The sequence below is a fragment of the Bacillus sp. BS3(2021) genome (assembly GCF_021043345.1).
GTDB lineage: Bacteria > Bacillota > Bacilli > Bacillales > Bacillaceae > Bacillus > Bacillus paralicheniformis.
Genome location: NZ_JAJNDM010000001.1, coordinates 661,397 through 685,602 on the forward strand (window position 1 = coordinate 661,397; position 24,206 = coordinate 685,602).

Annotated in this window: 28 protein-coding genes, 1 tRNA gene and 1 pseudogene; 17 read left to right on the forward strand and 13 right to left on the reverse strand. The window is 46.1% G+C overall.

Annotation, left to right across the window (positions count from 1 at the left end; all coding sequences use genetic code 11):
• Positions 1-13 precede the first annotated feature (13 nt).
• Positions 14-511 (reverse strand): GNAT family N-acetyltransferase, encoded by a 498-nt coding sequence (locus LQ247_RS03205; protein ID WP_231005561.1) that lies wholly within the window; start codon positions 509-511, stop codon positions 14-16.
• Positions 512-805: 294 nt separating this feature from the next.
• Here LQ247_RS03205 and LQ247_RS03210 point away from each other — a divergent pair, with 294 nt between their 5' ends.
• From LQ247_RS03210 to LQ247_RS03245, 8 genes are all read left to right on the forward strand, one after another.
• The gene (locus LQ247_RS03210) at positions 806-2,266 is read left to right on the forward strand and encodes a tetratricopeptide repeat protein (protein WP_023856353.1); all 1,461 of its coding nucleotides are present in this window, start codon (positions 806-808) and stop codon (positions 2,264-2,266) included.
• 166 nt (positions 2,267-2,432) lie between these two features.
• Positions 2,433-3,383: a thioredoxin-disulfide reductase gene (trxB, locus tag LQ247_RS03215; RefSeq protein WP_020453061.1), complete on the forward strand. Its 951-nt coding sequence runs from the start codon at positions 2,433-2,435 to the stop codon at positions 3,381-3,383.
• A 420-nt stretch (positions 3,384-3,803) separates the two neighbouring features.
• On the forward strand, positions 3,804-4,268 hold the full coding sequence (locus LQ247_RS03220) for an 8-oxo-dGTP diphosphatase (RefSeq protein ID WP_026580154.1): 465 nt from the start codon (positions 3,804-3,806) through the stop codon (positions 4,266-4,268).
• Positions 4,269-4,289: 21 nt separating this feature from the next.
• On the forward strand, positions 4,290-5,177 hold the full coding sequence (rapZ, locus tag LQ247_RS03225; RefSeq protein WP_020453060.1) for an RNase adapter RapZ: 888 nt from the start codon (positions 4,290-4,292) through the stop codon (positions 5,175-5,177).
• A 1-nt stretch (position 5,178) separates the two neighbouring features.
• Entirely contained in the window at positions 5,179-6,132 is a 954-nt protein-coding gene (locus LQ247_RS03230) for a gluconeogenesis factor YvcK family protein (RefSeq protein ID WP_212110810.1), read from the forward strand.
• A gap of 28 nt (positions 6,133-6,160) precedes the next feature.
• Positions 6,161-7,111, forward strand: coding sequence for a DNA-binding protein WhiA (gene whiA, locus LQ247_RS03235; protein ID WP_020453058.1), 951 nt, complete (start codon positions 6,161-6,163; stop codon positions 7,109-7,111).
• Positions 7,112-7,128: 17 nt separating this feature from the next.
• Positions 7,129-7,398 carry an HPr family phosphocarrier protein gene (locus tag LQ247_RS03240; protein ID WP_020453057.1) on the forward strand — a complete coding sequence of 90 codons (270 nt, stop codon included), beginning with the start codon at positions 7,129-7,131 and terminating at the stop codon, positions 7,396-7,398.
• A gap of 45 nt (positions 7,399-7,443) precedes the next feature.
• Entirely contained in the window at positions 7,444-8,202 is a 759-nt protein-coding gene (locus tag LQ247_RS03245; protein ID WP_035337756.1) for an arylamine N-acetyltransferase, read from the forward strand.
• A gap of 65 nt (positions 8,203-8,267) precedes the next feature.
• Here the strand turns inward: LQ247_RS03245 and LQ247_RS03250 are convergent, their stop codons facing one another.
• From LQ247_RS03250 to LQ247_RS03260, 3 genes are all read right to left on the reverse strand, one after another.
• Positions 8,268-8,543, reverse strand: coding sequence for a barstar family protein (locus LQ247_RS03250; RefSeq protein ID WP_020453055.1), 276 nt, complete (start codon positions 8,541-8,543; stop codon positions 8,268-8,270).
• Positions 8,544-8,547: 4 nt separating this feature from the next.
• Entirely contained in the window at positions 8,548-9,003 is a 456-nt protein-coding gene (locus tag LQ247_RS03255; protein WP_048350580.1) for a ribonuclease, read from the reverse strand.
• Positions 9,004-9,257: 254 nt separating this feature from the next.
• Positions 9,258-9,953 carry an ArsR/SmtB family transcription factor gene (locus tag LQ247_RS03260; RefSeq protein ID WP_048350579.1) on the reverse strand — a complete coding sequence of 232 codons (696 nt, stop codon included), beginning with the start codon at positions 9,951-9,953 and terminating at the stop codon, positions 9,258-9,260.
• 88 nt (positions 9,954-10,041) lie between these two features.
• On the opposite strand from LQ247_RS03260, the gene LQ247_RS03265 reads away from it, so the two are divergent.
• Positions 10,042-10,641, forward strand: a complete 600-nt coding sequence (locus tag LQ247_RS03265; protein ID WP_231005562.1) for a flavin reductase family protein — start codon at positions 10,042-10,044, stop codon at positions 10,639-10,641.
• Positions 10,642-10,656: 15 nt separating this feature from the next.
• Here LQ247_RS03265 and LQ247_RS03270 read toward each other — a convergent pair whose 3' ends face one another.
• Positions 10,657-11,628 (reverse strand): 2-hydroxyacid dehydrogenase, encoded by a 972-nt coding sequence (locus LQ247_RS03270; protein ID WP_020453051.1) that lies wholly within the window; start codon positions 11,626-11,628, stop codon positions 10,657-10,659.
• Positions 11,629-12,025: 397 nt separating this feature from the next.
• Here LQ247_RS03270 and LQ247_RS03275 point away from each other — a divergent pair, with 397 nt between their 5' ends.
• Together LQ247_RS03275 and LQ247_RS03280 are read left to right on the forward strand one after the other, a co-directional pair.
• The gene (locus LQ247_RS03275) at positions 12,026-12,625 is read left to right on the forward strand and encodes a beta-class carbonic anhydrase (RefSeq protein ID WP_195258301.1); all 600 of its coding nucleotides are present in this window, start codon (positions 12,026-12,028) and stop codon (positions 12,623-12,625) included.
• A complete protein-coding gene (locus LQ247_RS03280; RefSeq protein ID WP_065644289.1) occupies positions 12,626-14,245 on the forward strand; it encodes a SulP family inorganic anion transporter in 1,620 nt (539 codons plus the stop codon). It abuts the gene before it with no gap.
• A 47-nt stretch (positions 14,246-14,292) separates the two neighbouring features.
• Here LQ247_RS03280 and LQ247_RS03285 read toward each other — a convergent pair whose 3' ends face one another.
• Both LQ247_RS03285 and LQ247_RS03290 read right to left on the reverse strand, forming a co-directional pair.
• On the reverse strand, positions 14,293-15,270 hold the full coding sequence (locus LQ247_RS03285; RefSeq protein WP_105979701.1) for an HD domain-containing protein: 978 nt from the start codon (positions 15,268-15,270) through the stop codon (positions 14,293-14,295).
• Complete coding sequence (locus LQ247_RS03290; RefSeq protein ID WP_020453047.1) at positions 15,257-15,592, reverse strand: MazG nucleotide pyrophosphohydrolase domain-containing protein; 336 nt, start codon at positions 15,590-15,592, stop codon at positions 15,257-15,259. Before LQ247_RS03290 ends, LQ247_RS03285 begins: the two co-directional genes overlap by 14 nt.
• Positions 15,593-15,702: 110 nt before the next feature.
• On the opposite strand from LQ247_RS03290, the gene LQ247_RS03295 reads away from it, so the two are divergent.
• Together LQ247_RS03295 and LQ247_RS03300 are read left to right on the forward strand one after the other, a co-directional pair.
• Positions 15,703-16,278, forward strand: a complete 576-nt coding sequence (locus LQ247_RS03295) for a TIGR00730 family Rossman fold protein (protein WP_059260902.1) — start codon at positions 15,703-15,705, stop codon at positions 16,276-16,278.
• Positions 16,279-16,312: 34 nt separating this feature from the next.
• The gene (locus LQ247_RS03300; RefSeq protein ID WP_105979705.1) at positions 16,313-16,918 is read left to right on the forward strand and encodes a DJ-1/PfpI family protein; all 606 of its coding nucleotides are present in this window, start codon (positions 16,313-16,315) and stop codon (positions 16,916-16,918) included.
• Between the two features lie 51 nt (positions 16,919-16,969).
• On the opposite strand, the pseudogene LQ247_RS03305 reads toward LQ247_RS03300, so the two are convergent.
• From LQ247_RS03305 to clpP, 3 genes and pseudogenes are all read right to left on the reverse strand, one after another.
• A pseudogene (locus LQ247_RS03305) lies at positions 16,970-17,195 on the reverse strand (IS3 family transposase); the annotation flags it as partial.
• Between the two features lie 50 nt (positions 17,196-17,245).
• Positions 17,246-17,458, reverse strand: coding sequence for a hypothetical protein (locus LQ247_RS03310; protein WP_059260905.1), 213 nt, complete (start codon positions 17,456-17,458; stop codon positions 17,246-17,248).
• Positions 17,459-17,538: 80 nt separating this feature from the next.
• Positions 17,539-18,135, reverse strand: coding sequence for an ATP-dependent Clp endopeptidase proteolytic subunit ClpP (gene clpP / locus LQ247_RS03315; RefSeq protein WP_003185550.1), 597 nt, complete (start codon positions 18,133-18,135; stop codon positions 17,539-17,541).
• Positions 18,136-18,421: 286 nt separating this feature from the next.
• Between clpP and LQ247_RS03320 the strand changes: the two genes are divergently transcribed.
• The 3 genes from LQ247_RS03320 (at position 18,422) to LQ247_RS03330 (ending at position 19,038) form a co-directional block, all read left to right on the forward strand.
• Positions 18,422-18,538: an NINE protein gene (locus LQ247_RS03320; RefSeq protein ID WP_224067385.1), complete on the forward strand. Its 117-nt coding sequence runs from the start codon at positions 18,422-18,424 to the stop codon at positions 18,536-18,538.
• Between the two features lie 144 nt (positions 18,539-18,682).
• Positions 18,683-18,758 (forward strand) — tRNA-Arg (locus tag LQ247_RS03325).
• 127 nt (positions 18,759-18,885) lie between these two features.
• The gene (locus tag LQ247_RS03330; protein WP_023856347.1) at positions 18,886-19,038 is read left to right on the forward strand and encodes a hypothetical protein; all 153 of its coding nucleotides are present in this window, start codon (positions 18,886-18,888) and stop codon (positions 19,036-19,038) included.
• Between the two features lie 64 nt (positions 19,039-19,102).
• On the opposite strand, the gene LQ247_RS03335 is transcribed toward LQ247_RS03330, so the two are convergent.
• The 3 genes from LQ247_RS03335 to LQ247_RS03345 form a co-directional block, all read right to left on the reverse strand.
• Complete coding sequence (locus LQ247_RS03335) at positions 19,103-20,650, reverse strand: glycoside hydrolase family 32 protein (protein WP_039073036.1); 1,548 nt, start codon at positions 20,648-20,650, stop codon at positions 19,103-19,105.
• A 79-nt stretch (positions 20,651-20,729) separates the two neighbouring features.
• Positions 20,730-22,175 (reverse strand): glycoside hydrolase family 68 protein, encoded by a 1,446-nt coding sequence (locus LQ247_RS03340; RefSeq protein ID WP_231005564.1) that lies wholly within the window; start codon positions 22,173-22,175, stop codon positions 20,730-20,732.
• A gap of 348 nt (positions 22,176-22,523) precedes the next feature.
• Positions 22,524-23,618, reverse strand: a complete 1,095-nt coding sequence (locus LQ247_RS03345) for an NADH-dependent flavin oxidoreductase (RefSeq protein WP_231005565.1) — start codon at positions 23,616-23,618, stop codon at positions 22,524-22,526.
• A gap of 172 nt (positions 23,619-23,790) precedes the next feature.
• Between LQ247_RS03345 and LQ247_RS03350 the strand changes: the two genes are divergently transcribed.
• Entirely contained in the window at positions 23,791-24,114 is a 324-nt protein-coding gene (locus LQ247_RS03350; protein WP_020453042.1) for a winged helix-turn-helix transcriptional regulator, read from the forward strand.
• The last annotated feature ends 92 nt before the right edge of the window (positions 24,115-24,206 follow it).

Genomic DNA, 24,206 nt, shown 5'->3' on the forward strand with positions numbered 1-24,206 from the left:
TACACCCAAAAAGCTAACTGCCTTTTGGGTGTTTTCCCGTGTTTAATTTCATCACGATTTGCTCTCCGATCGGTCCCATTTTTCTTTCCCCTGTGTCTGCAAATCCGGCTTTCACATACAGGTGCTGGGCCGCGGTGTTTTTCACGTTCACAACCAGCACAATTTCATGACAATGGGTGAACTCCTTGGCGACAAACGCAGGAAGCTTGAGCACTCCTTCTTTTGCATAACCTTTTCCCTGGTGCTTTCTGTCGATGGATAGCGCCGTTAACAGCATGGCGTCCAGGTTGTCCGAATAGTCTTTTACCCTATCGGTCGCATGCAGGATAAAAAATCCGACAGGTTCGCCTTCGCTTAAAATTACGATTGGAAACTGACCGTCCGTCCGTTTTAAAACCTCTTTCGGCAACGCGGTAAATCGATGCTGTTCTTCAGGAAGCTCGAATTCGAGAAGTGCAGCTGAATGTTCTTCCGAGAAATGCTTCAATTGTATTGATCCGCTTTTTTTCACATGATGAACCCCCTTTCTATGATCATACAATGGGAACATATATTCGTCACCATCTAGTGCTAAAAAAAGATTTTGCCCTGGTTAAAATAAAAAGCGTACTTCCGATATAAAACCTACCTTGAGCCTTCTGAAGGCCCTATGCGCTCCGATGCTCCAAACGTCAGGAATAAAATGGTGAAAAAACCATATGTGGAAAATGAAGAGAATTTTCTCGAAACTTGTTTTTGGCCTATTAAGCCTGCTGGAAACTATGTTATACTACTCACGGTATATAGTTTGAAATGGAGGGTATCTGTGGGAAAGTACACTTCTGAACACCATAAAGATTCGAGAATTGTCCAACTGTTCCAAGATGGGCAATATTTTTATCATAAAGGACTCAAAGCATATAGAGAACGCAATTTATCCCGCGCAAGCAAGCTCATTCAGAGAGCGATTTTTCTTGAACCGGAAAACACGGGAATGCTGTCCCAACTTGCGGTTATATACACTGAAATGGGATTTTACCAGCAATCAAATGAACTTTTGGACTTTATCCTGACGAACATCAACGAAAAAATGACTGAATGTTATTATTTTAAAGCGAACAACTATGCGCACCTCGGCCTTTTTCACGAAGCCTATAAAGCAGCGGAGACTTATTTAAAAGAAGACCCGGACGGCGAGTTCAGCGAGGAAAATGCGGAGCTCCTTGATTTATTGGATATGGGAGAGGAAGATGAGGGCTATTCGCAGTTCGATCAGGACGACTTGATTCTGAAACAGGATCGGGCGAAATCACTGCTGGAAAATGGACAGCTTCAAGAATCGATCGTGATGCTTGAAGAAATCACTTCCGATTACCCCGAGTTTTGGTCAGCTTACAACAACCTTGCACTGGCATATTTTTATGCCGGAGACATTCAGAAAGCCAAAACGACGATTTTTACGGTCTTGGAAAAAAGCCATGGAAACCTGCATGCGCTTTGCAATCTTCTCATTTTTTATCACTATGAACGACGGGACGATAAGGTCGAGGCGCTTTCCGAACAGCTTTCCAATGTTTATCCGATGCTGTTTGAGCAAAGGTATAAGCTCGGCGCCACGCTATCCCTCGTCGGCAGATACGATCTCGGCTATAAATGGCTGAAATCACTCTACCGCATGGGATTTGAAGGGGATGAGACCTTTTATTACTGGCTCGCCTGCTCGGCTTACTACACCGGCCGCACTCAATTTGCCCGGTCTGTATGGAAAAAGATGCAGGAAGAGTATCCGGATGACGCCCGCATGGAGCCGTGGAAAGAACGGAAGGAAAAGAAACCTGTCCAGCGGCCGCTTGAGGAGCGCCTTGCCGCGTACTATATCAGCGGAAGAAAAGGGGAAAAAGCCCAGCTTAAAGCGGTGCTTGATTCACAGATGGCAAAAACGCCGTTTGAAGATCAGTTTGTCAGGCTTGTGCTTTACGGGGAAAGCAGTGCAGCCGTTGATTCAAAAGACGCGCTTCTTGCTTACAGAACTGCGAAAGCGATTGAACAAGCGGATCAGTCAGCGATGGAACAGGAGGCCATGTGCTTTTGGATTTTTCATGTCATTCAGCAGATCAGGGCTTACGGCCTTCAGCTGAAAAATGCCGGCGGGCTTGCCGCGGCGATCTATTACATTTGGAAGACCGAGCATCAGGAGCGGCTGACAAAAGCTGAAACCGCAAAAATCTTCCATATCTCGCCCGGAACGCTTTCTAAGTATGAACGTACATTAAAAGAACATCTTTAGAAACAGGTGTGGACTTCACTGTTCAGCCTGTTTTATTATGTGAGCAAAAAAATAGCGATTATTCATGATATTTTATAGGATATGGGTAAGGAAGATATAAGAAGGGAATCTTATTTAACAGAAATGGACTGCTTGACAGCATAAGATTCATGAAGGAGTGAACATTGTGTCAGAAGAAAAGATGTATGACGTCATTATTATCGGAGCAGGTCCTGCGGGAATGACGGCAGCCGTTTATACGTCAAGGGCGAACCTGTCGACTTTGATGGTTGAAAGAGGCGTTCCGGGCGGACAGATGGCCAATACGGAGGATGTCGAAAACTATCCGGGATTTGAAAGCATTCTGGGACCAGAGCTTTCAAATAAAATGTTTGAACATGCGAAAAAGTTCGGCGCTGAGTATGCGTATGGCGATATTAAAGAAGTCGTCGATGAAGGAGACTACAAGATCGTCAAAGCGGGATCAAAAGAATTTAAAGCGCGTGCGGTCATCATCACAGCAGGCGCCGAATATAAGAAGCTCGGCGTACCTGGCGAAAAAGAGCTTGGCGGCCGCGGTGTATCTTATTGTGCGGTTTGTGACGGCGCATTCTTTAAAAACAAAGAGCTCGTCGTTGTCGGAGGAGGGGACTCCGCTGTTGAAGAAGGCGTGTACTTAACCCGTTTCGCTTCGAAAGTCACGATCGTCCACCGCCGCGATAAGCTGAGAGCGCAAAGCATCCTACAGGCGCGCGCGTTTGACAACGAAAAAGTCGACTTTCTCTGGAACAAGACGGTCAAGGAAATTCATGAAAAAGACGGAAAGGTCGGTAAAGTAACGCTGGTCGATACGGTCACAGGCGAAGAAGAAGAGTTCCGGACTGACGGCGTCTTTATCTACATCGGCATGCTGCCGCTTTCAGAGCCGTTCAAAAACCTCGGCATTACAAATGAAGAGGGCTACATCGTGACAAATGAACAGATGGAAACAAAAGTTGAAGGTATTTTTGCAGCGGGCGATATCCGCGAGAAAACCCTTCGCCAAATCGTAACAGCAACAGGCGACGGAAGCATTGCCGCACAGAGCGTTCAGCACTATATCGAAGAGCTGAAAGAGAAAGAAAAGGCTGTAAAATAACGTATTTTTATCGTCATCATGATTTAACCGCCCTGTAACACCAGTGAAACAATTATTCGTTATGATGGGTATAGTAATTGACCCCCTTTTATAATGAATTTTATTGGCACGGATGATCATATCCGTGTCCTTTTTTTGTTTTATTTTTCCGTAAAGAGAAATTTTTACAAATTTCACAAGTTGTTCAAATTTCAATATTGAAACGTCTATTTTTGCTGTAAAATAGAATGAAAGAACGGTTTTCGCAAGCGCTTCCATTCGCTGAAAAAGCCGTTTCTTTAAGGTTTACCCGGGAAAAGCTTTAAAGCAGTCCGGAAAAAAGCGATTTTCGCGGCGGAACTGCATGTTCATTGTGAGCGGGGACAGGAAGCGGTATAATAGAGAAAAGAATTGAAGGAATAAAAGGATGGGTGACAGACTTTGCAAAGAGTGACGAATTGTGTGCTGACTTCAGGTGATAAAGTCCTGTTGCTGCAAAAGCCCAGACGAGGCTGGTGGGTAGCCCCCGGCGGCAAAATGGAAAGCGGGGAAACCGTCAGGGACGCCGTCATCAGGGAATACCGCGAAGAGACGGGCTTGTATGTGCTGAACCCGCAGCTGAAAGGGATATTCACCTTTATCATAAAAGAAAATGATCAGGTCGTATCTGAATGGATGATGTTCACATTCGTCGCCGATCATTATACAGGCAAACATGTAGAAGAATCGGAAGAAGGCATCATCGAGTGGCATCAGGCGGCAGACGTCGGGAGCCTGCCGATGGCGCCGGGAGACGTCCATATTCTGGATTTTATGCTGAAAGGCAAAGGACTGCTTCACGGCACCTTTACGTATACGCCTGACTTTGAATTGCTGTCCTATCGCCTCGACCCGCAAGGCGAATAAACATAAGAGGGGGAGAGAAGCATGAATGCGAATGGAGGCCATGATATACAGCTTGTAATCATAACCGGAATGTCAGGGGCAGGAAAAACAGTGGCGATTCAAAGCTTTGAGGATCTCGGTTTTTTCTGTGTCGATAATCTGCCGCCATCTTTGCTGCCGAAATTTTTGGAGCTGATGAAGGAATCAAGTTCAAAAATGAGCAAAGTTGCCCTTGTTATGGATTTGCGCGGCCGCGAGTTTTTTGACAGCTTGATTGAAGCGCTTGACGAGATTGGGGAAACATCTTGGATTACCCCGCGAATTTTATTTTTAGATGCCAAGGATTTGGTTCTCGTTTCAAGATATAAAGAGACAAGAAGGTCCCACCCCCTTGCGACAACTGGCCTGCCGCTTGAGGGTATCCGAACGGAACGGGAGCTTCTCGAAGAGCTGAAAGGCCGCTCTCAAATCATTTATGATACATCTGATATGAAACCGAGGGACCTGCGCGAAAAAATTGTCCAGCATTTTGCGGCAGATCATGGACATACCTTTACAGTGAATGTGATGTCATTCGGGTTTAAATACGGATTACCGATCGATGCGGATCTAGTGTTCGACGTAAGGTTTCTTCCGAATCCGTACTATATCGACAGCATGAGGCCGCTGACGGGAAAAGATCAGGAAGTATCTTCGTATGTGATGAAATGGAACGAAACGCAAAAGTTTCTTGAAAAACTGACCGAGCTGCTGAGCTTTATGCTTCCGTCATATAAGCGCGAAGGTAAAAGCCAGCTAGTCATCGCGATTGGCTGCACAGGCGGACAGCATCGCTCGGTGACGCTTGCTGAATACCTTGCCGATTATTATAAAAAGGACTACTATACTCATGTTACTCACCGGGACATCGAGAAGAAAAGCAGAAAATAGCATGGCAGATCAGAAAAAAATCGCAATCTTTGGCGGAGGAACAGGCCTTTCGGTATTGCTCAGAGGTTTGAAGCAACATCCGGTTGACATTACGGCGATTGTGACGGTCGCAGATGACGGCGGAAGCTCGGGGAGGCTGCGCGATGAGCTTAAAATTCCCCCTCCGGGGGACATCAGAAATGTGCTCGCTGCACTGTCTGATGTTGAACCGCTTGTTGAAGATCTGTTCCAGCACCGCTTCTCTAAAGGCGGCGATTTAATCGGCCATTCATTGGGAAATTTGATTTTGGCGGCGATGACGAATATAACCGGTGATTTCTTTCACGCCGTCACTGAAATGAGCAAAGTTTTAAATGTGAGGGGAAGGGTTCTGCCCGCGGCCAATACCAGTGTTGTCCTTCATGCGGAAATGGATGACGGACAGATCATATCAGGGGAATCGACGATACCGTCTTACGGGAAGCGGATTAAACGGGTGTTTTTAACCCCTGAAAAAATCGAACCCGTTCCGGAAACGATTGATGTAATCCGCGGCGCCGATCTGATTATTCTCGGCCCGGGAAGCCTGTATACGAGCATCTTGCCGAATCTTCTCGTTCCGAAGATAAGGGAAGAAATATTAAACGCCCCGGCAAAAATAGTTTATATTTGCAATGTGATGACCCAGCCGGGAGAAACCCTGTACTACAGTGCAGCTGATCATGTAAAAGCGCTTAACCAGCATATGGGCGGTCCGTTTATCGATACGATCCTCGTCAACAATGAGGAAATCCCGGACGATATCCGGGAACGCTATGCGAAGGAGCAGGCACAGCCCGTCCAGTTTAACATTGATGATCTGTCTGCGATGGGGCTTGAGGTCATCAAAGATCAGATTGTGACATATGAGAATGGCGTGATCCGTCATGATACACATAAAGTCGCTTCGCTACTTGTTGATTTGTTAAAAGAATAGCAGGCCTTGGAATGGGGGTGTCCATAATATGTCATTTGCATCGGAAACGAAAAAAGAACTTACAAACCTTGAAGTAAAAGATTGCTGCGCGAAAGCAGAGCTCTCTGCCCTCATTCGGATGAACGGTTCATTGTCTTTCTCAAACCGAAAAGTGGTTCTCGACGTCCAGACCGAGAACGCGGCCATCGCCAGAAGAATTTACACATTGCTGAAGAAACAATACGATGTTTCCGTTGAACTGCTCGTTCGAAAGAAAATGAGACTGAAAAAAAACAATGTCTACATCGTACGCCTGATCGAAAATGCCAAGCTGATTCTTGAGGACCTGAAAATACTCGGAGACAACTTTGTCATTGCCAGAAACATCTCGGAAGACTTAGTCAAAAAACGTTGCTGCAAACGTTCTTATATGAGAGGGGCTTTTTTAGCCGGGGGTTCTGTCAATAATCCCGAGACATCTTCTTACCACCTCGAAATTTTTTCGCTGTATAAAGAGCATAATGATTCATTGTGCAGGCTCATGAATCAGTTTCATTTAAACAGCAAAACGCTTGAGCGGAAAAAAGGATACATCACGTATCTGAAGGAAGCTGAAAAAATTACCGAGTTTTTGAATGTGATCGGCGCGCATAATTCGCTGCTCCGCTTTGAAGACGTCCGGATCGTGCGAGATATGAGAAACTCGGTCAACCGGCTCGTCAATTGCGAGACAGCCAATCTAAACAAAACGATCGGCGCTTCTCTGCGGCAGGTGGAAAACATTAAGCTGATCGACGAAAGAATCGGGCTTGATGCGCTACCGGAAAAGCTGAGGGAAATCGCCCAGCTCCGCATTGATTATCAGGAAGTAACCTTAAAGGAACTCGGGGAAATGGTGTCGAGCGGAAAAATCAGCAAATCGGGCATCAATCACCGGCTTAGGAAACTGGATGAAATAGCTGAGCAGCTGCGTTCAGGACAATCTGTCTCTTTAAAATAGGGAATGGGGGAGATCGTATGGTTCAACAAAAAGTGGAAATTCTTTTGAAAACGGGGCTTCAAGCACGCCCGGCGGCATTGTTTGTTCAAGAAGCAAACCGTTTTCAATCAGATATTTTTCTGGAAAAGGGAGATAAAAAAGTGAATGCCAAAAGCATCATGGGGCTGATGAGCCTAGCTGTCAGCTCCGGATCGGAAGTCACGCTGATCGCCGACGGATCCGATGAACAAGATGCTCTTGCTGCATTGACTGCATATGTTCAAGAGAAAAAAGCTAAACCTTTATGAGGTTTGGCTTTTTCTCATCGATTCAAAGCGGAAGGAGAATAACCGATGACGACGATGCTTGATTCGCTGTTTAAAAGGATTGGATACAAGCCCGGTCAGCAGGTGACATTTGCTGACTTGCCCGAATTTTTATCGCTGCTGGCTTTACAGTTTCCTTTTGAAAATAGCGCGGTTTTAAGAAACGAACGGATTTCGATGACGAAAACAGGGCTGACGGAAGCCTTGCTGAACAATAAAAGAGGCGGTTTATGCTATGATTTGAACGCTTTTCTTTACCATGTGCTGACAGAGCTCGGCTTTTCCGTACACATGGTTCGCGGGACGGTTTTTAATCCAAAAGAACAGGCGTGGGCGCTGACGGGAACGCATGTCGCCGTTATTCTGCGGGAAAGCGATGAAACCTATTTGCTTGATACTGGATTCGGCATCAACCTGCCGCTTGCCCCCGTTCCGTTCTCAGGTGAACCCATCACCTCAAAAACAGGAGCTTACCGTATCAGGAAAACAAAGACAGATAAAGGAGATTACCTTCTTGAAATGGATAAGGGAGAGGGGTGGCAGACCGGCTACGCATTTTCGCTGACGCCAATCGATGAAGCGGCGCTTGCGTGCGTGCGGGATGCGATTTTCGATGAGGAAGCGTCTCCCTTTAATAAAAACCCGCTCGCTTCCAAGCTGACAAAGGACGGAAAGTTAATTTTGTCGAAGGATCACTTCACAAAGCAAACCGGAAGCGGTTTGACGAAAGAAGATGTGAACGCCGGAGATTTCCAGACCATTTTCGTTCAAGCATTTTTTGACTGAAGCACCGCTGCGCGCATCAATTAAATAAGCGGACGCCTGTCTGCAGCGCCCGCTCGTTTTCTGTTTTATCCTTCTGTTTTCAGCTGAAAGCCGTCCAGAGTTTCTTCGGCTTCGCGAAAAAGCTGCAAATATGCTTCGGCTTGATCGCCCAAGTAAATCCGGCTTTTTTCGATATTCTTCCACTCGATCAGCAAAGGCATGCCGACCCAGCCGGTCAGACAATCCCACAGCGCGTCAAGGTTCTCGCCATAGTAGTCCGGAAGCTCCAGCTGTTCTTTTAATGTTTGGTGAAGGTCTGATACACTCGTGATCTTGTCTCCGTTTAAAGTGACTTGTTTCATATGATCATCTCATTCTCGTAAACGTTTTATAGTGGTCAGTTGTTTTATAAACCAGTCTGTCGCTGGAATAGACGATCCGGTCTGACCCCCGGAATCCCGATGTATAGTTGATGTCGGCTTCTCTCCATACGCGTCCGGCCGCATCTGGAAGCAGCTTTTCTCTGTTTTGAAAGATATCGCCGCCGATGCTTTTTCCAGGCGCTACTTCTGCGAGATTGCCTTTTTGCGGGTCCCACCCTAATTTTGCCGCTTCGGCTTTTGTGATGAAGTTGTCAGGCAGCCTGCCGTATTTCACGATATAGTCTGCAACACCTTCAAACGTATTAATGACCTCATTTGACTGAACGGTGCTGCCTTTTTCTGCATGCGGCCCTTCAGCTGAGCTTGTAAAAAGGTTCCCCGCCAGAAAGCCGAGCGCGAGAACAATCCCAAGCGCAAGTGTGGATAATATTTTTTTCACGGATAAAGTCCTCCCCATCTTTAGACTTTATAGCATAAACATGAAGAATGTGCCTTCATGGGATTGAACAGCTGCATTTCCTCATTTCTATTCCGTCTGTAATCATATTGAATTGTACCTCAAAACATGCTCAGAAATCATTATAGTATTGTAAATTTTCCATGAAACCCGAGGACGGGAACGGATCGCCGCGGTTTCCTATTTGACTCCCGGAATGTCAGTCAAGATTTGAAGAAAAAACCAACTGCTTTTCATCAGTTCTTTTCAATGGAAATGTGAAATAGGCGGTAAAGTTCCTTTGCGCCCGCGGGCGTGACTGCAACGGCCCGTGTGCGCGGGCGCCGCTCGATCCAGCCCATGCGGATAAAAGCGTCGAGCAGTGCGGATCCCAGGGCACCGGCAATGTGATGCCGCCTTTCACTCCAATCCAGGCATTTATGGCAAAAAGAGCGCCGTTTCTTTTTGACTTCCCCAACATCGATGCCAAGTTCCTTCAAAAATAATTCTCCTGCTTCAGTCACGGTAAAAGCCGTCTCTTCTTCTTTCAACACGCCCATCTCCACGAGCCGCTCCGCAAGTGTGACGCCGAGCGATCCAGCCAAGTGATCATAGCATGTCCGCGCTTTTCTGACCGCCCGATCTTCGGCTGACTGCCGGAAAGAGCGAATTTCAGCAGGGGGGGCTATGTTGAGCAGAGTTTCCAGCGATTGTGCAACCTTGCCATCTTTGAGCCGGTAATAGCGGTGCCGTCCTTGCTTCCGGCATGTCAGCATTTCGGCGTCAAGCAGTTTGGAAAGGTGAAAGCTTGCTGTCTGCTGTTTGATTCCCGCATATCCGGCCAGCTCGGTAGCTGTATAAAACCGGTCATCAAGCAATGCGGTTAAAATCGCGGCCCGCGACGGATCGGTGACAAGCTTGGCGACCTCGGCGATATTCGGATTCACGGTCATGACACTTCCTCCTAAAATGTAATCGATACTTCGATGTTAATTGAAATATTGGAGAATTACAATAAAAGCATAAAAGGAGGAGACCGATATGCATCTAAACAGCAAAATTATTCAGCCAAGCATTTTATACTACGGAACACCCGTCATTTTGCTCAGCACGCTGAACGAAGACGGTTCCACGAATCTCAGCCCGCTTTCCTCTTCTTGGGCGCTTGGGGATTCGATCGTACTCGGCGTCGGCACCGGCGGCAAAGCATTGGAGAATTTAGAGAGACAAGCCGGATGTGTCATCAATGTGCCGGATTCATCTTTATGGAGCAATGTAGAACGGCTCGCTTCCTATACCGGCAAACGATGCGTTCCGGAAGAAAAAAAGCGGCTCGGCTTTACATACCTTAAAGAAAAGTTTGCAGCCGGCGGATTTACGGCAGCAGATTCCCTGGCGGTGAAACCTGACAGAGTCGCCGATTGTCCGCTTCAAATTGAAGCGGAAGCCGTCAATATCCGCATTCCGGAACATTCACCGTATTTTGCCGTCATTGAAACAAAAGTGCTTCATGTGCACGCACATGAAGCGATTATAAAAGGGGAACACCACATCGATCCTCAAAAATGGGGGCCTTTAATTTATCTTTTTAGACACTATTTTGGTTTAGGACGCGAGCTCGGCAAAACATTCCGGGCCTGAATGTAAGAATGTGCGTCATCTCAGTTCTTTGACTATATCTTTTGGCTGTCTGCCCTGAAGACCGTCAATCAGGTTTTGGACGGCGCTTTTCAGCATGTTGACGTGTGTGACAAGAGTGGATGATCCAATGTGGGGAACGAGGGTCACATTGGAAAGGCTTAGGAGCGGATTGTCTTTTTCAATCGGCTCCTTTTCAAATACATCAAGTCCGGCTCCTTTAATCCATCCTTCTTTCAGCGCTTGAATCAACGCTTGTTCGTCAACGGTTTTGCCGCGGGAGATGTTGATGAAAATGGATGACGGTTTCATTTTTTTGAATTCAGCTTCGCCGATAAGGCGGTATGTCTCATCTGTGAGCGGTGTGATCAGAACAATGAAATCCGAGCGTTCCAACAATTCATGAAAGCCCGTATAAACCGCGCCGGTTTTTTTCTCTGTGTCGGGTTTGCGGCTGCGGCTGTAATAGAGCACTTCCATATCAAAACCCAAGGCCGCCCGTTTGGCGACTTGTTCTCCGATTCGTCCCATTCCGATGATGCCGAGCGTCCGGTGATGGACATCGCATCCGAACAAGCTTTCATCATCCTCTGATTTGGTCCATTTTCCATCGCGGATGTAGCGGTCGAGCTCGGCGATTCGCCGCGCTGAGGAAAGGATCAGACCGAAAGCGAGGTCTGCGACTGTGCCGTCAAGAATGTATGGTGTGTGAGTGCCGATAACCGATTTTTCTTTCATTGCTTCAATGTCAAAGTTGTCATAGCCGACGGAGTTGTTGCTGACGATTTTTAACTTCGGCGCATTGCATAATAATTCACGGTTGATTTTTGTCCCTGAGGTTAAAAGACCGTCTGCTTCCTTGATTTTTTCGAGCAGGGTCGATCTGGGAATGCGCTCGCGCGAAGTCCAAATTTCATATGTGCAGTGTTCGGCGAGCATCTCTTCGATTTCTTTTGGGACCGGTTTTGTGACATATACAAACGGTTTCATCTGCATTCTCCTTCCGCGTATCATCTGCTTCTATTATAGAGGAAAAACGGCTTCTATAAAAATCAAAGTCTGTTCCGAATAAACGCAGGACTATCAGCTCAATTATTGTTGTTTAGAAAATCATAGAAACTTATTTCAGTTTTTTAATTTATTTTAATGCATTTTTATAACTATAAATCCAAATATTAGATGTTTTATTTTGCTTCCAGTTCTATTTTTATAGGTGAAGAACAGTGTAGATTTTATTATTTTAGAAAGATATAAAATTAGACTTTTTAAAATATTCAGTACATTTATAGTGAATTTTTTGATTCGAATCCAAATCGAAAAACCATGTGCTATAATTCGGCTGTAACAATATCAAGGTCATATGACTATGAAAAGGAGTGAGAGAGAAATGGCGATTTTAACTTCCATTTTGAAGCAAAATCAGTCTTTTGTAGAGGAAAAGGGGTACGAGTTTTATGAAACGACAAAATTTCCGGAGAAGAAACTTGTGATTTTGACATGTATGGACACGCGTTTATTAGAACTGCTCCATCATGCAATGGGGTTAAGAAATGGAGACGCAAAAATCATTAAGAATGCAGGGGCCGTTGTTTCTCACCCTTTTGGAAGCGTCATGCGCAGCATTCTTGTGGCTGTCTATGAGCTGCAGGCTGAAGAAGTCTGCGTGATCGGCCACCATGAGTGCGGTATGGCAAGCCTGAACGCTTCATCTATCCTTCAAAAGGCCAAACAGCGGGGGATTGATGATGGCTGTCTCGAACTCCTGCAGCATTCAGGCATCGACTTGGACACATGGATGACGGGCTTTGACAGCGTTGAAGACAGCGTCAGCCACAGCGTGAACATGGTTCGGAATCATCCGCTGATGCCTTCAGACGTTCCGGTGCACGGATTGGTGATTGATCCAAAGACCGGCCGTTTGGATGTTGTGGAAGATGGTTATTCACGTGAAGACGTTTTGCTTTCGGAAATGGGGAGGATAGATTGAATGTTACGTTTTTCAGGCAGATTTGAAGGATACAGCCTTAAACGGTTTCAAAAAGATATTGTAGCAGGAATGGTCGTTGGAGTCGTCGCAATTCCGCTTGGCATGGCTTTTGCCATAGCTTCGGGGGTGAAACCGGAACACGGTCTTTACACAGTGATTGTCGCCGGTATTTTGATTTCGCTTCTCGGCGGGTCGAAATACCAGATTGGCGGACCGACAGGCGCTTTTGTTCCGATCCTGTTCGCTATTGTGCTCCAATACGGATTTGAGAATCTGCTGATTGCCGGTTTTATGGCCGGAGTGATTCTCGTCATATTAGGGCTGCTAAAACTCGGCAAGATTATCAAGTTTATTCCGCGGCCGGTGATCATCGGGTTTACGGCCGGCATCGCAGTGATTATTTTCACCGGAGAAATCGCCAAGTTTTTAGGTTTGAGGAATGTTGAGAAGCATGAGAGTTTTTATATGAATATGCGAGAGGTTGTCATCAACCTGAACACGCTCAGCTTCTACAGCATTTTGACGGCTGTCGTATCGCTCTTCTTTGTGCTGTTTACGCCAAAGATTCTGCCGAAAGTGCCGGGAGCGCTTGCAGGCTTGCTTGTATCGACGGTCATGGCCACGATGATGTTTCCTGAACAGGTGGTAACGATCGGCTCAGCTTACGGCGAAATTCCGCGCAGCTTGCCGAGCTTTCAATTTCCTGAATTGTCATTGGAAAAAATCATTTACCTGCTGCCTCCCGCTCTTGCGATTGCGATGCTCGGCGGAATCGAATCGCTGCTTTCCGCGATGGTGGCAGACAATATGAAGGGAACAAGGCATGACAGCAATAAAGAGCTTGTCGGCCAGGGGGTTGCGAACATTGCCGCACCGCTGTTCGGCGGAATTCCGGCGACAGGCGCGATTGCCCGTACGGCAACCAATATTAAAACGGGTGCTGCTTCTCCGATTTCAGGGATCGTGCACGGCGTGTTTGTTTTATTGGTCCTGCTTTTGTTTGCGCCATACGCTTCCCTTATCCCGCTTGCAAGCATGTCGCCGATTTTAATGGTGGTCGCTTGGAATATGAGTGAGCGGAAAGAGTTTGTAAACATTTTGAAAATTAAGAATTCCGACTCTGCCGTGCTTGTCGTCACATTTCTTTTAACGGTTTGGCAGGACCTTGTATTTGGGGTGGCGGCCGGGATCCTGCTGGCGATCATCACCTTTATCGTCAGAATGAGCAAATCGTTCCGCATTAAAAAGGATGTGTCTGAATCGATCGTCCAGTCGGCTGCTGCAGCGGAAGAAAAGAAATTCCACCGCTCTGTCAGCATCTATTCTGTTGAAGGCCCGCTGTTTTTCGGCTCATCGAATTCATTGGAGGATTCAATTTTGGACAAAGGCCACCCGCCAAAACTCCTCATCCTGCTTATGAACAAAGTAGACTATATGGATTCTTCCGCAGAAGGCAGCTTGATGACGATCGTCAACCGTGTCCACCAGCAAAACGGCAAAGTGATGATTGTCGGGCTGCAGCAGCAGCCGCGTGAGCTTCTTCATAAAACAGGGCTGTTTCATAAAATCGGCAAAAAGCATTTTGTCGACAGGCCTGAACAAATATTTGACGTGACATAACTGAAGAAAACCGCCTGTTCCGGGCTGACCGAAGCAGGCGGTTGCTTTTATTCGGCGGCTTTTACATATGTGCCTTTTTTCATTGCGGCTATTGCCGTTTCTTTCATCCAAAGGACGTCTTTTGAAAGTGTGGAGGCGGGGACTTTTCTTCCGTTAACGGCGACTTTTGGATCGATCCATCTTACCTTTAAAGTTTGATGAAAAGTAAAATCGTCTTCGTCTCCTTGCTTAACGCTCTGGCTCGCTGTACTGAGCCTTTCAAGCGTTTCCCGGAAGCACGCTTTTTGCTTTAGCATCGCAAGCAGTTCCGTGTCGGTTTTGAAAAAATCGCGTCCCGTGATGATACGCATGTCAAGCGCCTTTTTCAGCATTTGGCTGAGTGTACAGAGCGCATATACATTGAGGGGATTCATAAAGAAGTCAATCACCTCTTGATAGTAAAGGCGGGTGAACCATTCGGCGTGCTCTGTCGAAGTGCAGCAGATTTCGCCTTCGACAACGGTCAGTCCGGTTTCTAAAAATCGTCCAATCTCTTCTTGGTCGCCAAACCCGTAGGCTAAAGAGTCGCGAAGCGTGTAATCGATGCGATCCGCACATAATGAAGGAGCCGGCTGCTCCAGCAGCGTCCATTTTTTTTCATCGTATAAGATATCTTCATCTTTGAATCCGTATGTATCCAGAATCCAGGGGATATCAGATTGCTTGACCCATTGCCGAAACATCTGTTCATGGTAATCTTCGTTTTCCATGTTAAATACATCATCAGCCACATGGGAAAATGCCGTATGGGAAACATCGTGAAGCAAACCTGCAATTTGTTCTTCAAGGCTTCCGCCAAGCCTGCGGATCAAAAGCATAACCCCGATGCTGTGTTCGCAGCGGCTGATGTTCCATGCGGGATTGACGAGAAAGCATGCTCCGCCTTGGTGAATCCCATTTAGACGCTGAACGGCTTTTGAATGAATGAGGTCTGTCAGCACAGGCTCCAAATCTGCCTCGCCGTAAAGGCGGTCATTGATCTTCATGATGCTCTCCTGCAAATCTTTTCGTCAGTTTGCGGCGGTGGGCATCCATCATGTCTTCCAATGAAACATCGTATATGCCAGCAAGCATAATCAAATTCCCCATCACATCGCCCATTTCTTCGATCAGTTCCTTTTTCAGTTCAGCAGCCGGCCGTTTGGCTTCATCAGGACGGTCTCTTCCGATTTCGTATGCCCTGACCGCTCTCGCCAGTTCACCGGCCTCTTCCATTAAAAATCCCATCCGGATGAAAGGTCCGTATTCGCTCCATCCCCTTTTCCGATAAAATGTCTTTGTCCATTGCTCCGCGTCTGTGATTGTCATAAGTCTACACTCCCATTTAGAAATTCAATTATATTATCGCACACGGAACAAACAATATATAGTACAATGTTAATTGCTTTTATCAATATATGGAGTTGGAGTGAGCGAAAGTGAAAACGGTATGCGTATATTCAGGATCAAATATGGGGACGGACCCGGCGTACAAGAAGAAAGCTGCAGAGCTTGGTGTTTATATTGCCGAGAAGGGGCTTCGCCTTGTTTATGGAGGATCGAGAATGGGATTGATGGGCGTGATTGCGGATACCGTATTGAAAAACGGCGGGGAAGTTGTCGGCGTTATGCCGAAAGGACTTTTTACAGGGGAAATCGTTCATCAGCAGCTGACAGAGCTGATCGAAGTGAGCGGCATGCATGAGCGCAAAGCGAAAATGAGTGAATTAGCTGACGGCTTTATCGCGATGCCCGGAGGCTTCGGTACGTTTGAAGAGCTGTTTGAAGTGCTTTGCTGGGCCCAGATCGGCATTCATCAAAAGCCGATCGGACTTTACAATGTGAACGGCTATTTTGACCCACTTCTTAAAATGCTCGAATACAGCGTTCAAGAGGGCTTTTCGAATGAATCGCACCTTCAGCTGATCTATGCTTCCGAAAGTCCGGGTGAATTGGTCGAGAAGATGAATGATTATCATTATCCGGTGTTAGAGAAAAAGTGGAAGGATTTATAAAGGCTGACTACATAAAGAAATGGAGGCGGGGCGAATGAAGAAGAAATGGAGTGTCGGTTTGCTGCTGTTTGATGAGGTGGAAGTGCTTGATTTCGCCGGTCCGTTTGAAGTGTTTTCTGTCACTGCCGGGACTGGTGGAGGGGGAGAGCGCCCGTTTGATGTAAAGACGGTTTCTGAGTCCGGCAGTGAGGTGAAGGCTCGGAACGGGCTTAAGGTCATCCCCGATTTTTCGATCGAAAATGCGCCGCGTTTTGATATTTTAATCATTCCGGGCGGACCCGGCGCGAGAAATCATGAGATTCATAATCAGCGGGTGATCAGCTGGATCAAGGAAGCGTCCGCCTCTGCAGAGCTTTTGCTTTCCGTTTGTACGGGATCCCTCCTGTTGGCGGAAGCCGGACTGCTAAACGGAAAAAGCGCAACGACACATTGGGCGAGTTATAACAGGCTGGAACAAGAATATCCTGAAGTACGCGTCATTCGTGAGGTGAAATTTGTTGATGAAGGACATATCGTCACTTCAGGGGGAATTTCGGCGGGCATTAATATGTCTTTTCACATCGTCAAGCGGCTCCTCGGAGAAGAAACAGCATTGCAAACGGCAAAGCGGATGGAATATGACAGCCCGTTTGGCGCATGAAAAAAAGCTGCCGGATATTGAAGTGACCCCAAAAAGTTAGACAGTAAAATGTCATGAAAAAGTTTGACTGGCATGATTCCGGTATTGTACCGGGCTCATGCCTTTTAATTTGATCTGGATTCGTTTGTGATTGTAGTAATCAATATACGCTGCGAGTTTTTTTGAAATGTTCGACGCTCTCAAATTCTTTAAGATAAAGAAATTCTGATTTTAAAACGCTAGAGAAGCTTTCCATCACCGTATTGTCATAACAGTTGCTTATGCGGGACATGCTTTGTGATGTTTCGTTTTTTCAAGGCTGACGGTACGGCTTCAATTGGTAGTCCATCACTGATCTGAATGAATCATGAGCTTATCTTCCGCGGAATAGGTTGTATAGGATTTTTGCAACGCAACTTCTCCATAATGTAGATGTTTGCGAATCGATACATGAAAAATACTATGCGAAACGCCAATCTCTCTGGCGATCGTTTTATCCTTCAGTCCCCGCAAGAGCCTTTTGACTGCTTGTATTTGTTCCTCAGCCGAAAATTCAGCCATAAGAAAACTGCACCTCCAATTGTTAGACACCATCTAACAATTGGGGTGCAGTTCAATATTCCGGCAGCTTTTTTTGCTGTTTACTTCTGTGCGTCGATATTGCGTGTGAGCACTTTATCAATCAGGCCGTATTCTTTTGCTTCTTCAGCCGTTTTGAAGTTGTCACGGTCAGTATCGCGCTCGATCACTTCAAGCGGTTGTCCAGTGCGCTCTGCAAGAATTTTGTTCAGTTTGTCACGCAATGAAAGAATGCGCTTCGCGGCAATTTCGATTTCTGTTGCCTGACCTTGCGCTCCGCCAAGCGGCTGGTGGATCATGACTTCACTGTTTGGAAGAGCGTAGCGCTTCCCTTTCTCGCCGGCTGCGAGAAGGAACGCACCCATAGATGCCGCCATTCCCGTACAAATCGTAGAGACTTGAGGTTTAATGAACTGCATGGTGTCATAAATCGCCATGCCGGCTGTGATAGAGCCGCCAGGGCTGTTAATATAGATGCTGATATCTTTTTCTGGATCTTCGGCTTCAAGGAATAGAAGCTGAGATACGATGGAGTTCGCAACATTGTCATCGATTGCTGATCCCAGCATAATGATACGGTCTTTCAACAAGCGTGAGTAAATGTCATACGCTCTTTCCCCGCGGTTCGTCTGTTCAATGACTGTAGGTATTAAATTCATAATGCTCCTCCTTCACCTTAAAAGGTAAGTATGTAGTTTAATCATACATTTTTGGTCAATAAAGGTCAAACAAAAAGCCGCCTTCATTAAAAAGACATACTGGGGTTTATTTTTCCCATTTTAAAGGACATTCAAACAAAAGATCAACTTTACAGAGGAAAGTATAGAAAAATGGGGTCTAAGTCCATTGATCTTCAATTTAATTTATAGGAAAAAAGGAAGCCGGTTATATATGTGAACGCAGACAAGAGCGCTCAGAGCTCCAAATAAGAAGAAACCAAAGCTGATCGGGTTTCTCGGCGTTGTTGCCGCTCACAGATTTTATCTCGACGAGAGAACAGGCTACGCTGTAGCCATGCTGCTTCTCAACTGGATTAGATTTGGTCTTTTATTGACGGTATGATCTGCCTTGTGAAAACAACGGACGAATTAAATAAAGAAATCGAGTATAATCTAAACCTGCATTGTTTCGAGCAAGAGATTGTGATTGACTTTTTAAAGAACAGGCCTTATAATATAAATTGCTGACGTTAAAAAATTATATTGTGCGCTCGTAGCTCAGCTGGATAGAGCGGTGGTTTCCGGTACCACGTCTGCCGGGGGTTCGAATCCCTCCGAGCGCGTTTTCAAGACAAGGGTTTGGCATTAGCCGCCCTTGTTTTTTTTGTGCACTTTTAGTCGTATTTGACTCCCCGGAAGCATATATCAATTGGGGTTACTCGTGATGACTAGACGAAGGGGCGGGGTTAAATGGACAAAAAACACAATTATTTTATACCGTCAGGACTGTTGATTGGATTAGGCATCGGGATATTATTCGACCATCCGGCACCGGGGCTTTTGATCGGCCTCGGGGCGGGGATTTTGTTGTCTGCTGTTGTGCCGAAACGAAACGGAAAGTGAGCTGGAAGGCTCGCTTTTTTGCGCTTTTACAAAAAAGGGCGGCCGCTTGCCCGCCCGTTGTTGTTTAATCGTGGATTGAACGCATATGTTTGATCTTTAGATTTTCAAAGACGGCCGTTCCATTTTCGGTAAAGAGCGTGATACCCGTATCATTCAGGTCGGGAAATGCAAGGTTTGAGTGCGTCGTTTCGCCGTCATCAATAAACGCTTCGACAGTGTTTTGATCTACGATGATTGTGAAATGCACCCGCTTTTTTTCCGGATCAAACGGTGCTTTGCTTTCCAAATAGGTGCGGGTGCTGTCAGGCTGTCCCGTAAATCCTCTGTTCACAAAAGAATAACCGCCTTCAGCCGAAATTCCTACATCGATATGGCGTTTTCGATCCGCGGATTCTCTTAGCCTGAATCCCGCGTTTTTAAGATCGGCCCACGAGATATCCGCCTCAAGCTGATAGGTATTTGCCTTAATCTGAAGCGTTTTTGATCCGTTTACTTCAATGCGCTCAAACTCATCTGTCGATTCGGTTAATTCATCCAATTGATCGATTGGATGAGAGGCAAGGCTGTATTGATTTCCGCCTTTATGTTTAAGCTGAATTTGCCGGACGATCGAATCGGTTCCGTTAAAGCCGTCTTTCCATGTCGGCGTCCGGTTTGCATAATCCCAGTTATTCATCCACGCCAAAGCATAGCGTTTCTCGTACGAATCGTCTGTTTCGCCGTCCTCAAATGTCACGCCCGCATACCAGTCAAAGCCGTGATCAAGCCACTGAGGTTCCGCTTCGTCCGCGGTAAATTCGTTGCCGTTGAAGCTGCCTGTCCAGTATGCATAAGTATTCGGCTTGCCGGCACCTTTTCCATTTGCGCTTGCTCCGAGAACCCATTTATATGTTCCGTCATCCGCCCGCATCTTGAATAGATCCGGACATTCGATGATGCCGATATTTTCTGTTTGAAAACTACTTGTATAACGCCATTCCTTCAGATTTTGTGATTCGTAAAAGCCGATTTTCGTTCCTTCAGCCAGCGCCATCACCCATTTATCATCCTCTTCATCCCAGATCACTTTCGGATCTCTGAAATCGACGGTGTCCGGATTAGGCAATACCGGCTCTTCACCGTAAGGTTTAAATGTTTTTCCACCATTTTGGCTGTACCATAAAAATTGTTCTTCCTTCCCGTCATTGGCCGAAGGCTGCGTCATAATCGCCACGATCGCCCCTTTGCCGAAGCCGGCTGTGTTTTGTGAGTCGACAACGACAGAACCGGACCAAGGATCGCCGTTTTTATTCGTATATTTCGGAATGGCAACCCCTTGATCCTGCCAGTGGACGAGATCATCTGACACCGCGTGGCGCCACTCTGTCCCATTGCCGTCCGGATAGTCCCGGTTATAGAGATAGTAGTAATGATATTTTCCATTGAAATAGACGGGCTTTTGAGGGTCGTTTTTCCACTTGTCAGGGGTTGTCAAATGGAAAGCCGCGCGATATTCCGGTGTTTCCGGGGATTCTCCCTTTTTTTCTGTTTCCCGGTCTGAAACCAATATCATGATGAAGATTCCAAGACAAACAGTTAAAATGCTAATCCGCTTATATACTGTCTTCTTCAAGAAAATTCCCCGCTTTATTCTAAGATGACACACGAAAGAAAATGCCGATGTTCACCGGCATTTTCTTTCGTTCGTTTTATTAGTTTACCGTTAATTGTCCCTGTTCAAGAATGCTGTTTTTGACAACGGATGTTTTTGATCCTTTGACTTTCAGCAAAAAGCTTGGTGCAAATGTGGCGTGATGCTCGTTTGAAATTCCTCTGTTTGTGATGTAGCTCGTGATGACGACTTTGTCGCCTTTTTTCTGCGGTACGGCAAAGTGTGAATAAGTAAATGTGATGTCATTGTAATCAAGGTCCATGTGCAAAACAAGTCCGGATTTGTTTAAAGGCTTGAATGGCCCGGTTAGTGAATCTGATACATAGCCGAGCATATAAATGTCTTTTGCACCAATGCCGTCAATTGTCATTTTTGATCCTCTTGAATCTGTGAACAGATACCATTTTCCGTTCATTTTGAAGAGGTTGGCCCGTTCGATTTCATCAGTCACCGTATTGGAGGCGATCAAAGGCTTCATGACTTTTTTCAGCGTATAATCTTTATTTAATTCGATGATTCCGAGTGCGCCGTTAGCTAATGAAGCGTTCTTTTTGTTCGCTCCTTGAAGCAGCTTGCTGCTTTCTCCTCTAAAGAACTGCTTGCTGCCTCCGTAGTAAGCTCTGTTGAATAGAGAGTCTTCTCCCTGATAGCCGGTTTTTGTTCCCGTATTGGCTTCAAATACGAGATATTTGCGGCCGTGATCTTCCACATAATGCGGGTCTCTCAGCGTATGGTTGTCGCCGGAGCTGTAGTTTCCTTCGTCAATGAATTGCTGAACGTTTTGGTACACTGAGCCGTCGGAGCCGTCAAAGACCGATTTATGATCTTCTACACCATCAATTTTCAGTGTGTCCGAATCCGGCTGCGTGAAGTTGACCTGAGCCGTTGTCAGCGTCTGTTTGCCGTATTGCGTGCCGGAGAAAGCTGTGTAAAACAGTCGGACTTTTCCGTCTTTTGTCAGCGTGGCAGACCCTGACCACTCTTGTGTTTGATACTTAAGGTACGGATCGTCAGGAGTGAATTTGTCGCTGTCTTTAAACACTCTGCCGGCGTTTTTCCAGCTGTCGATGGAAGTTTCGCCTTTCTTTTGATAGAACAAGTAGATGGATGTGTCATCGACGTCTTTCGGGTCGCCCGCCAACGCGAAAACAAGATTGTAGCCGTGGTATGTAGCGACTGTTCCGTCGGCATTTTGCAGCGGCCAGCTGTCCCATACGTCTAAATCGATCAGTTCTCCATTTTTGTTATAACCTTTTGCTGAAGGGATGTTTTTGATGGTTTTCGGATCGAATTGAGGAACTTTAAATTGTTCGCTCTTTTGCTGTTCGGGAATTTTCAGCATGTCATGTCTTGTGATATGAGAAAATCCGTAACTCTTCTTGTAATCTTGCGTTTCTTTTGCAAAGGTTTGCGGCGCGCCTCCCGCAAGCAGAGCTGCTGCGACGGTTAAGGCTGACGCTTTTTTAGCGATGTTTTTGATGTTCATCAATATTTCCTCCCTTTTTCAATATGTAACAGATTGCTCCTGACAACATGAACGTTTCCAATCATCCCTCCTAACTGCGGCATTGTCCTGAAGAACAGAAAAAAGACCTAAAATGTGCAAGGTCATATAGGCAAAAGATAGACTTCGCCCTTCACACATTTTAGGTCTTGCCTGCTTAGACAGTAACAATCCCGACAATATTGAATTACCATCATTCTAATATACTCATCTCTGGGACTCAACTGGTCTAAGTTCCTCTTTTTTCATACATTTTTTTGCAAATGACATCAATTTTAAGCTAAAAGGCACCTTTTTTAATGAATCTATAGTCCGTATAAGGAGGAATCGTCAATCGTTGAAATCAATATACATCGGTATACTTTCCCAAAAGGCATCTGGAATTGCGAGCTTTCGTTGATCATGTCTTGACAGGGTTGTTTGAATATCGTCCTCTTTTCCGGCTTGAACTTTTTGAAGCCATTCCGGATCCATCAGAAGTCCCCGACCGATTCCGACGAGATCGGCACCTGTTTTCAGCGCTTGAACGGCATCTTCCGGTGTGTGTACTTTCCCGGCTCCGATCAGAGGAAGACGGTCCCCGACCGCTTCTTTGATCAGTTCCATCCGCGTGCGGGATTTGTCTGCACCACGGCGCGGCAAGGACCGGAAATCAATGAGAGAAACGTGCAGGTAATCCAATGCTTGTTCCCGCAGTGCATTGACGAAAGGCAACGTTTCAGCCATTGTGATTCCGGGCGTTTCCGGCTCTTCGGGCGAAAACTTGTAGCCGATGATAAAGGACGGCTTATGACAGCTTTCCGCTACACGTCTGATTTCTTCTATGATCTGAAGCGGAAACCTCATCCGTTTCTCTAAAGTGCCGCCCCAGCTGTCGTTTCGCCGGTTGTAATAAGGGGAGAAGAACTGATGGATGAGATACCCGTTTGCGCCGTGAATTTCGACTCCGTCAAACCCGGCTTCGATCGCTCTTCGCGCCGCCTGGCCGAAAGAATGGATAAGGTCTTGAATGTCTTGCTCAGACAGTGCCCTTGGCACCGGTGCATTCGGTTGATTCGGAGCGACGGCGCTGGCACTGACCGTCTGCTCTATACCTTTGGCTCCAGGATGGAAGAGCTGCAGGATTGCTTTTGCTCCATGTTTCTTTAAAGTGGCTGCAAGCCAGGTTAGTCCCGGGATTTGATCATCGTTCTCAGCTCCGGGAATGCCGGGAAATCCGGTTCCGGGCTGTACGGTTGTCGCAGATGTGATGACCATCCCGACATCTGTCGCCCGCGCGGCATAATAGACGAGTTCGTCGTCAGAAATGAATCCTCCAGGCATAGAGGATGAATGCCCCATTGGCGGCATGATGATTCTATTTTTCAATTGGATGCCGTTTTTAAAAGTAAAGGGTGTGAATAAAGAATCGTATTGTTTTTTCATGTTTTTCCTCCTTTTGATATAACCATAGCAACCACCGTGAGGCTCCACAAGAACGCAATTTTTTTATATATGCTTTATAAAAATAAACCGTAAGATCGTTCTCTTGAATGCTCTGGTGTCCATATGGTAGGATCAAGTCAAAATTGGCGAATGAGGCAATGGAGGAATTGCTATGAATTCAGCTGTCGATCATAAAGAATGCTCTTCTTTAATACAGGGTGTATTGAAAATTTTCTCCGGTAAATGGTCATTTTTGGTTCTCGCCGAGCTCATTCAGGGCAAGCGGCGATTCAACGAGCTCAGAAGGAACTTGGGAAACGTCAACACTAAAGGATTAACTGACACATTAAGACATCTTGAAGAAAGCGGTATGATTTCCCGGAAGGTGTTCCCGACGGTTCCTGTTACTGTAGAATATGAATTAACAGAAAAAGGTAAAGAGTTCCACGGCATTTTTAAAGAGATGGCCGCGTGGGGGGAAAAATGGCTTCCGTAATGGAGCCTTTTTATTTTGCCTTCGTTTTGCGGTTCCAAATATTTCTGCCTTTTGGTATAGTGATAATATGTTTAAATTTGCAACAAAAGGTG

What these genes read in the sequence shown, in the direction of transcription:
- rapZ (WP_020453060.1), top strand. Translation starts at nt 4,290, where the DNA reads ATGAATGCGAATGGAGGCCATGATATACAGCTTGTAATCATAACCGGA.
- LQ247_RS03230 (WP_212110810.1), top strand. Translation starts at nt 5,179, where the DNA reads ATGGCAGATCAGAAAAAAATCGCAATCTTTGGCGGAGGAACAGGCCTT.
- whiA (WP_020453058.1), top strand. Translation starts at nt 6,161, where the DNA reads ATGTCATTTGCATCGGAAACGAAAAAAGAACTTACAAACCTTGAAGTA.
- LQ247_RS03240 (WP_020453057.1), top strand. Translation starts at nt 7,129, where the DNA reads ATGGTTCAACAAAAAGTGGAAATTCTTTTGAAAACGGGGCTTCAAGCA.
- LQ247_RS03245 (WP_035337756.1), top strand. Translation starts at nt 7,444, where the DNA reads ATGACGACGATGCTTGATTCGCTGTTTAAAAGGATTGGATACAAGCCC.
- LQ247_RS03250 (WP_020453055.1), bottom strand. Translation starts at nt 8,543, where the DNA reads ATGAAACAAGTCACTTTAAACGGAGACAAGATCACGAGTGTATCAGAC.
- LQ247_RS03260 (WP_048350579.1), bottom strand. Translation starts at nt 9,953, where the DNA reads ATGACCGTGAATCCGAATATCGCCGAGGTCGCCAAGCTTGTCACCGAT.
- LQ247_RS03265 (WP_231005562.1), top strand. Translation starts at nt 10,042, where the DNA reads ATGCATCTAAACAGCAAAATTATTCAGCCAAGCATTTTATACTACGGA.
- LQ247_RS03270 (WP_020453051.1), bottom strand. Translation starts at nt 11,628, where the DNA reads ATGAAACCGTTTGTATATGTCACAAAACCGGTCCCAAAAGAAATCGAA.
- LQ247_RS03275 (WP_195258301.1), top strand. Translation starts at nt 12,026, where the DNA reads ATGGCGATTTTAACTTCCATTTTGAAGCAAAATCAGTCTTTTGTAGAG.
- LQ247_RS03280 (WP_065644289.1), top strand. Translation starts at nt 12,626, where the DNA reads ATGTTACGTTTTTCAGGCAGATTTGAAGGATACAGCCTTAAACGGTTT.
- LQ247_RS03285 (WP_105979701.1), bottom strand. Translation starts at nt 15,270, where the DNA reads ATGAAGATCAATGACCGCCTTTACGGCGAGGCAGATTTGGAGCCTGTG.
- LQ247_RS03290 (WP_020453047.1), bottom strand. Translation starts at nt 15,592, where the DNA reads ATGACAATCACAGACGCGGAGCAATGGACAAAGACATTTTATCGGAAA.
- LQ247_RS03300 (WP_105979705.1), top strand. Translation starts at nt 16,313, where the DNA reads ATGAAGAAGAAATGGAGTGTCGGTTTGCTGCTGTTTGATGAGGTGGAA.
- LQ247_RS03310 (WP_059260905.1), bottom strand. Translation starts at nt 17,458, where the DNA reads ATGGCTGAATTTTCGGCTGAGGAACAAATACAAGCAGTCAAAAGGCTC.
- clpP (WP_003185550.1), bottom strand. Translation starts at nt 18,135, where the DNA reads ATGAATTTAATACCTACAGTCATTGAACAGACGAACCGCGGGGAAAGA.
- LQ247_RS03330 (WP_023856347.1), top strand. Translation starts at nt 18,886, where the DNA reads ATGGACAAAAAACACAATTATTTTATACCGTCAGGACTGTTGATTGGA.
- LQ247_RS03340 (WP_231005564.1), bottom strand. Translation starts at nt 22,175, where the DNA reads ATGAACATCAAAAACATCGCTAAAAAAGCGTCAGCCTTAACCGTCGCA.
- LQ247_RS03345 (WP_231005565.1), bottom strand. Translation starts at nt 23,618, where the DNA reads ATGAAAAAACAATACGATTCTTTATTCACACCCTTTACTTTTAAAAAC.
- LQ247_RS03350 (WP_020453042.1), top strand. Translation starts at nt 23,791, where the DNA reads ATGAATTCAGCTGTCGATCATAAAGAATGCTCTTCTTTAATACAGGGT.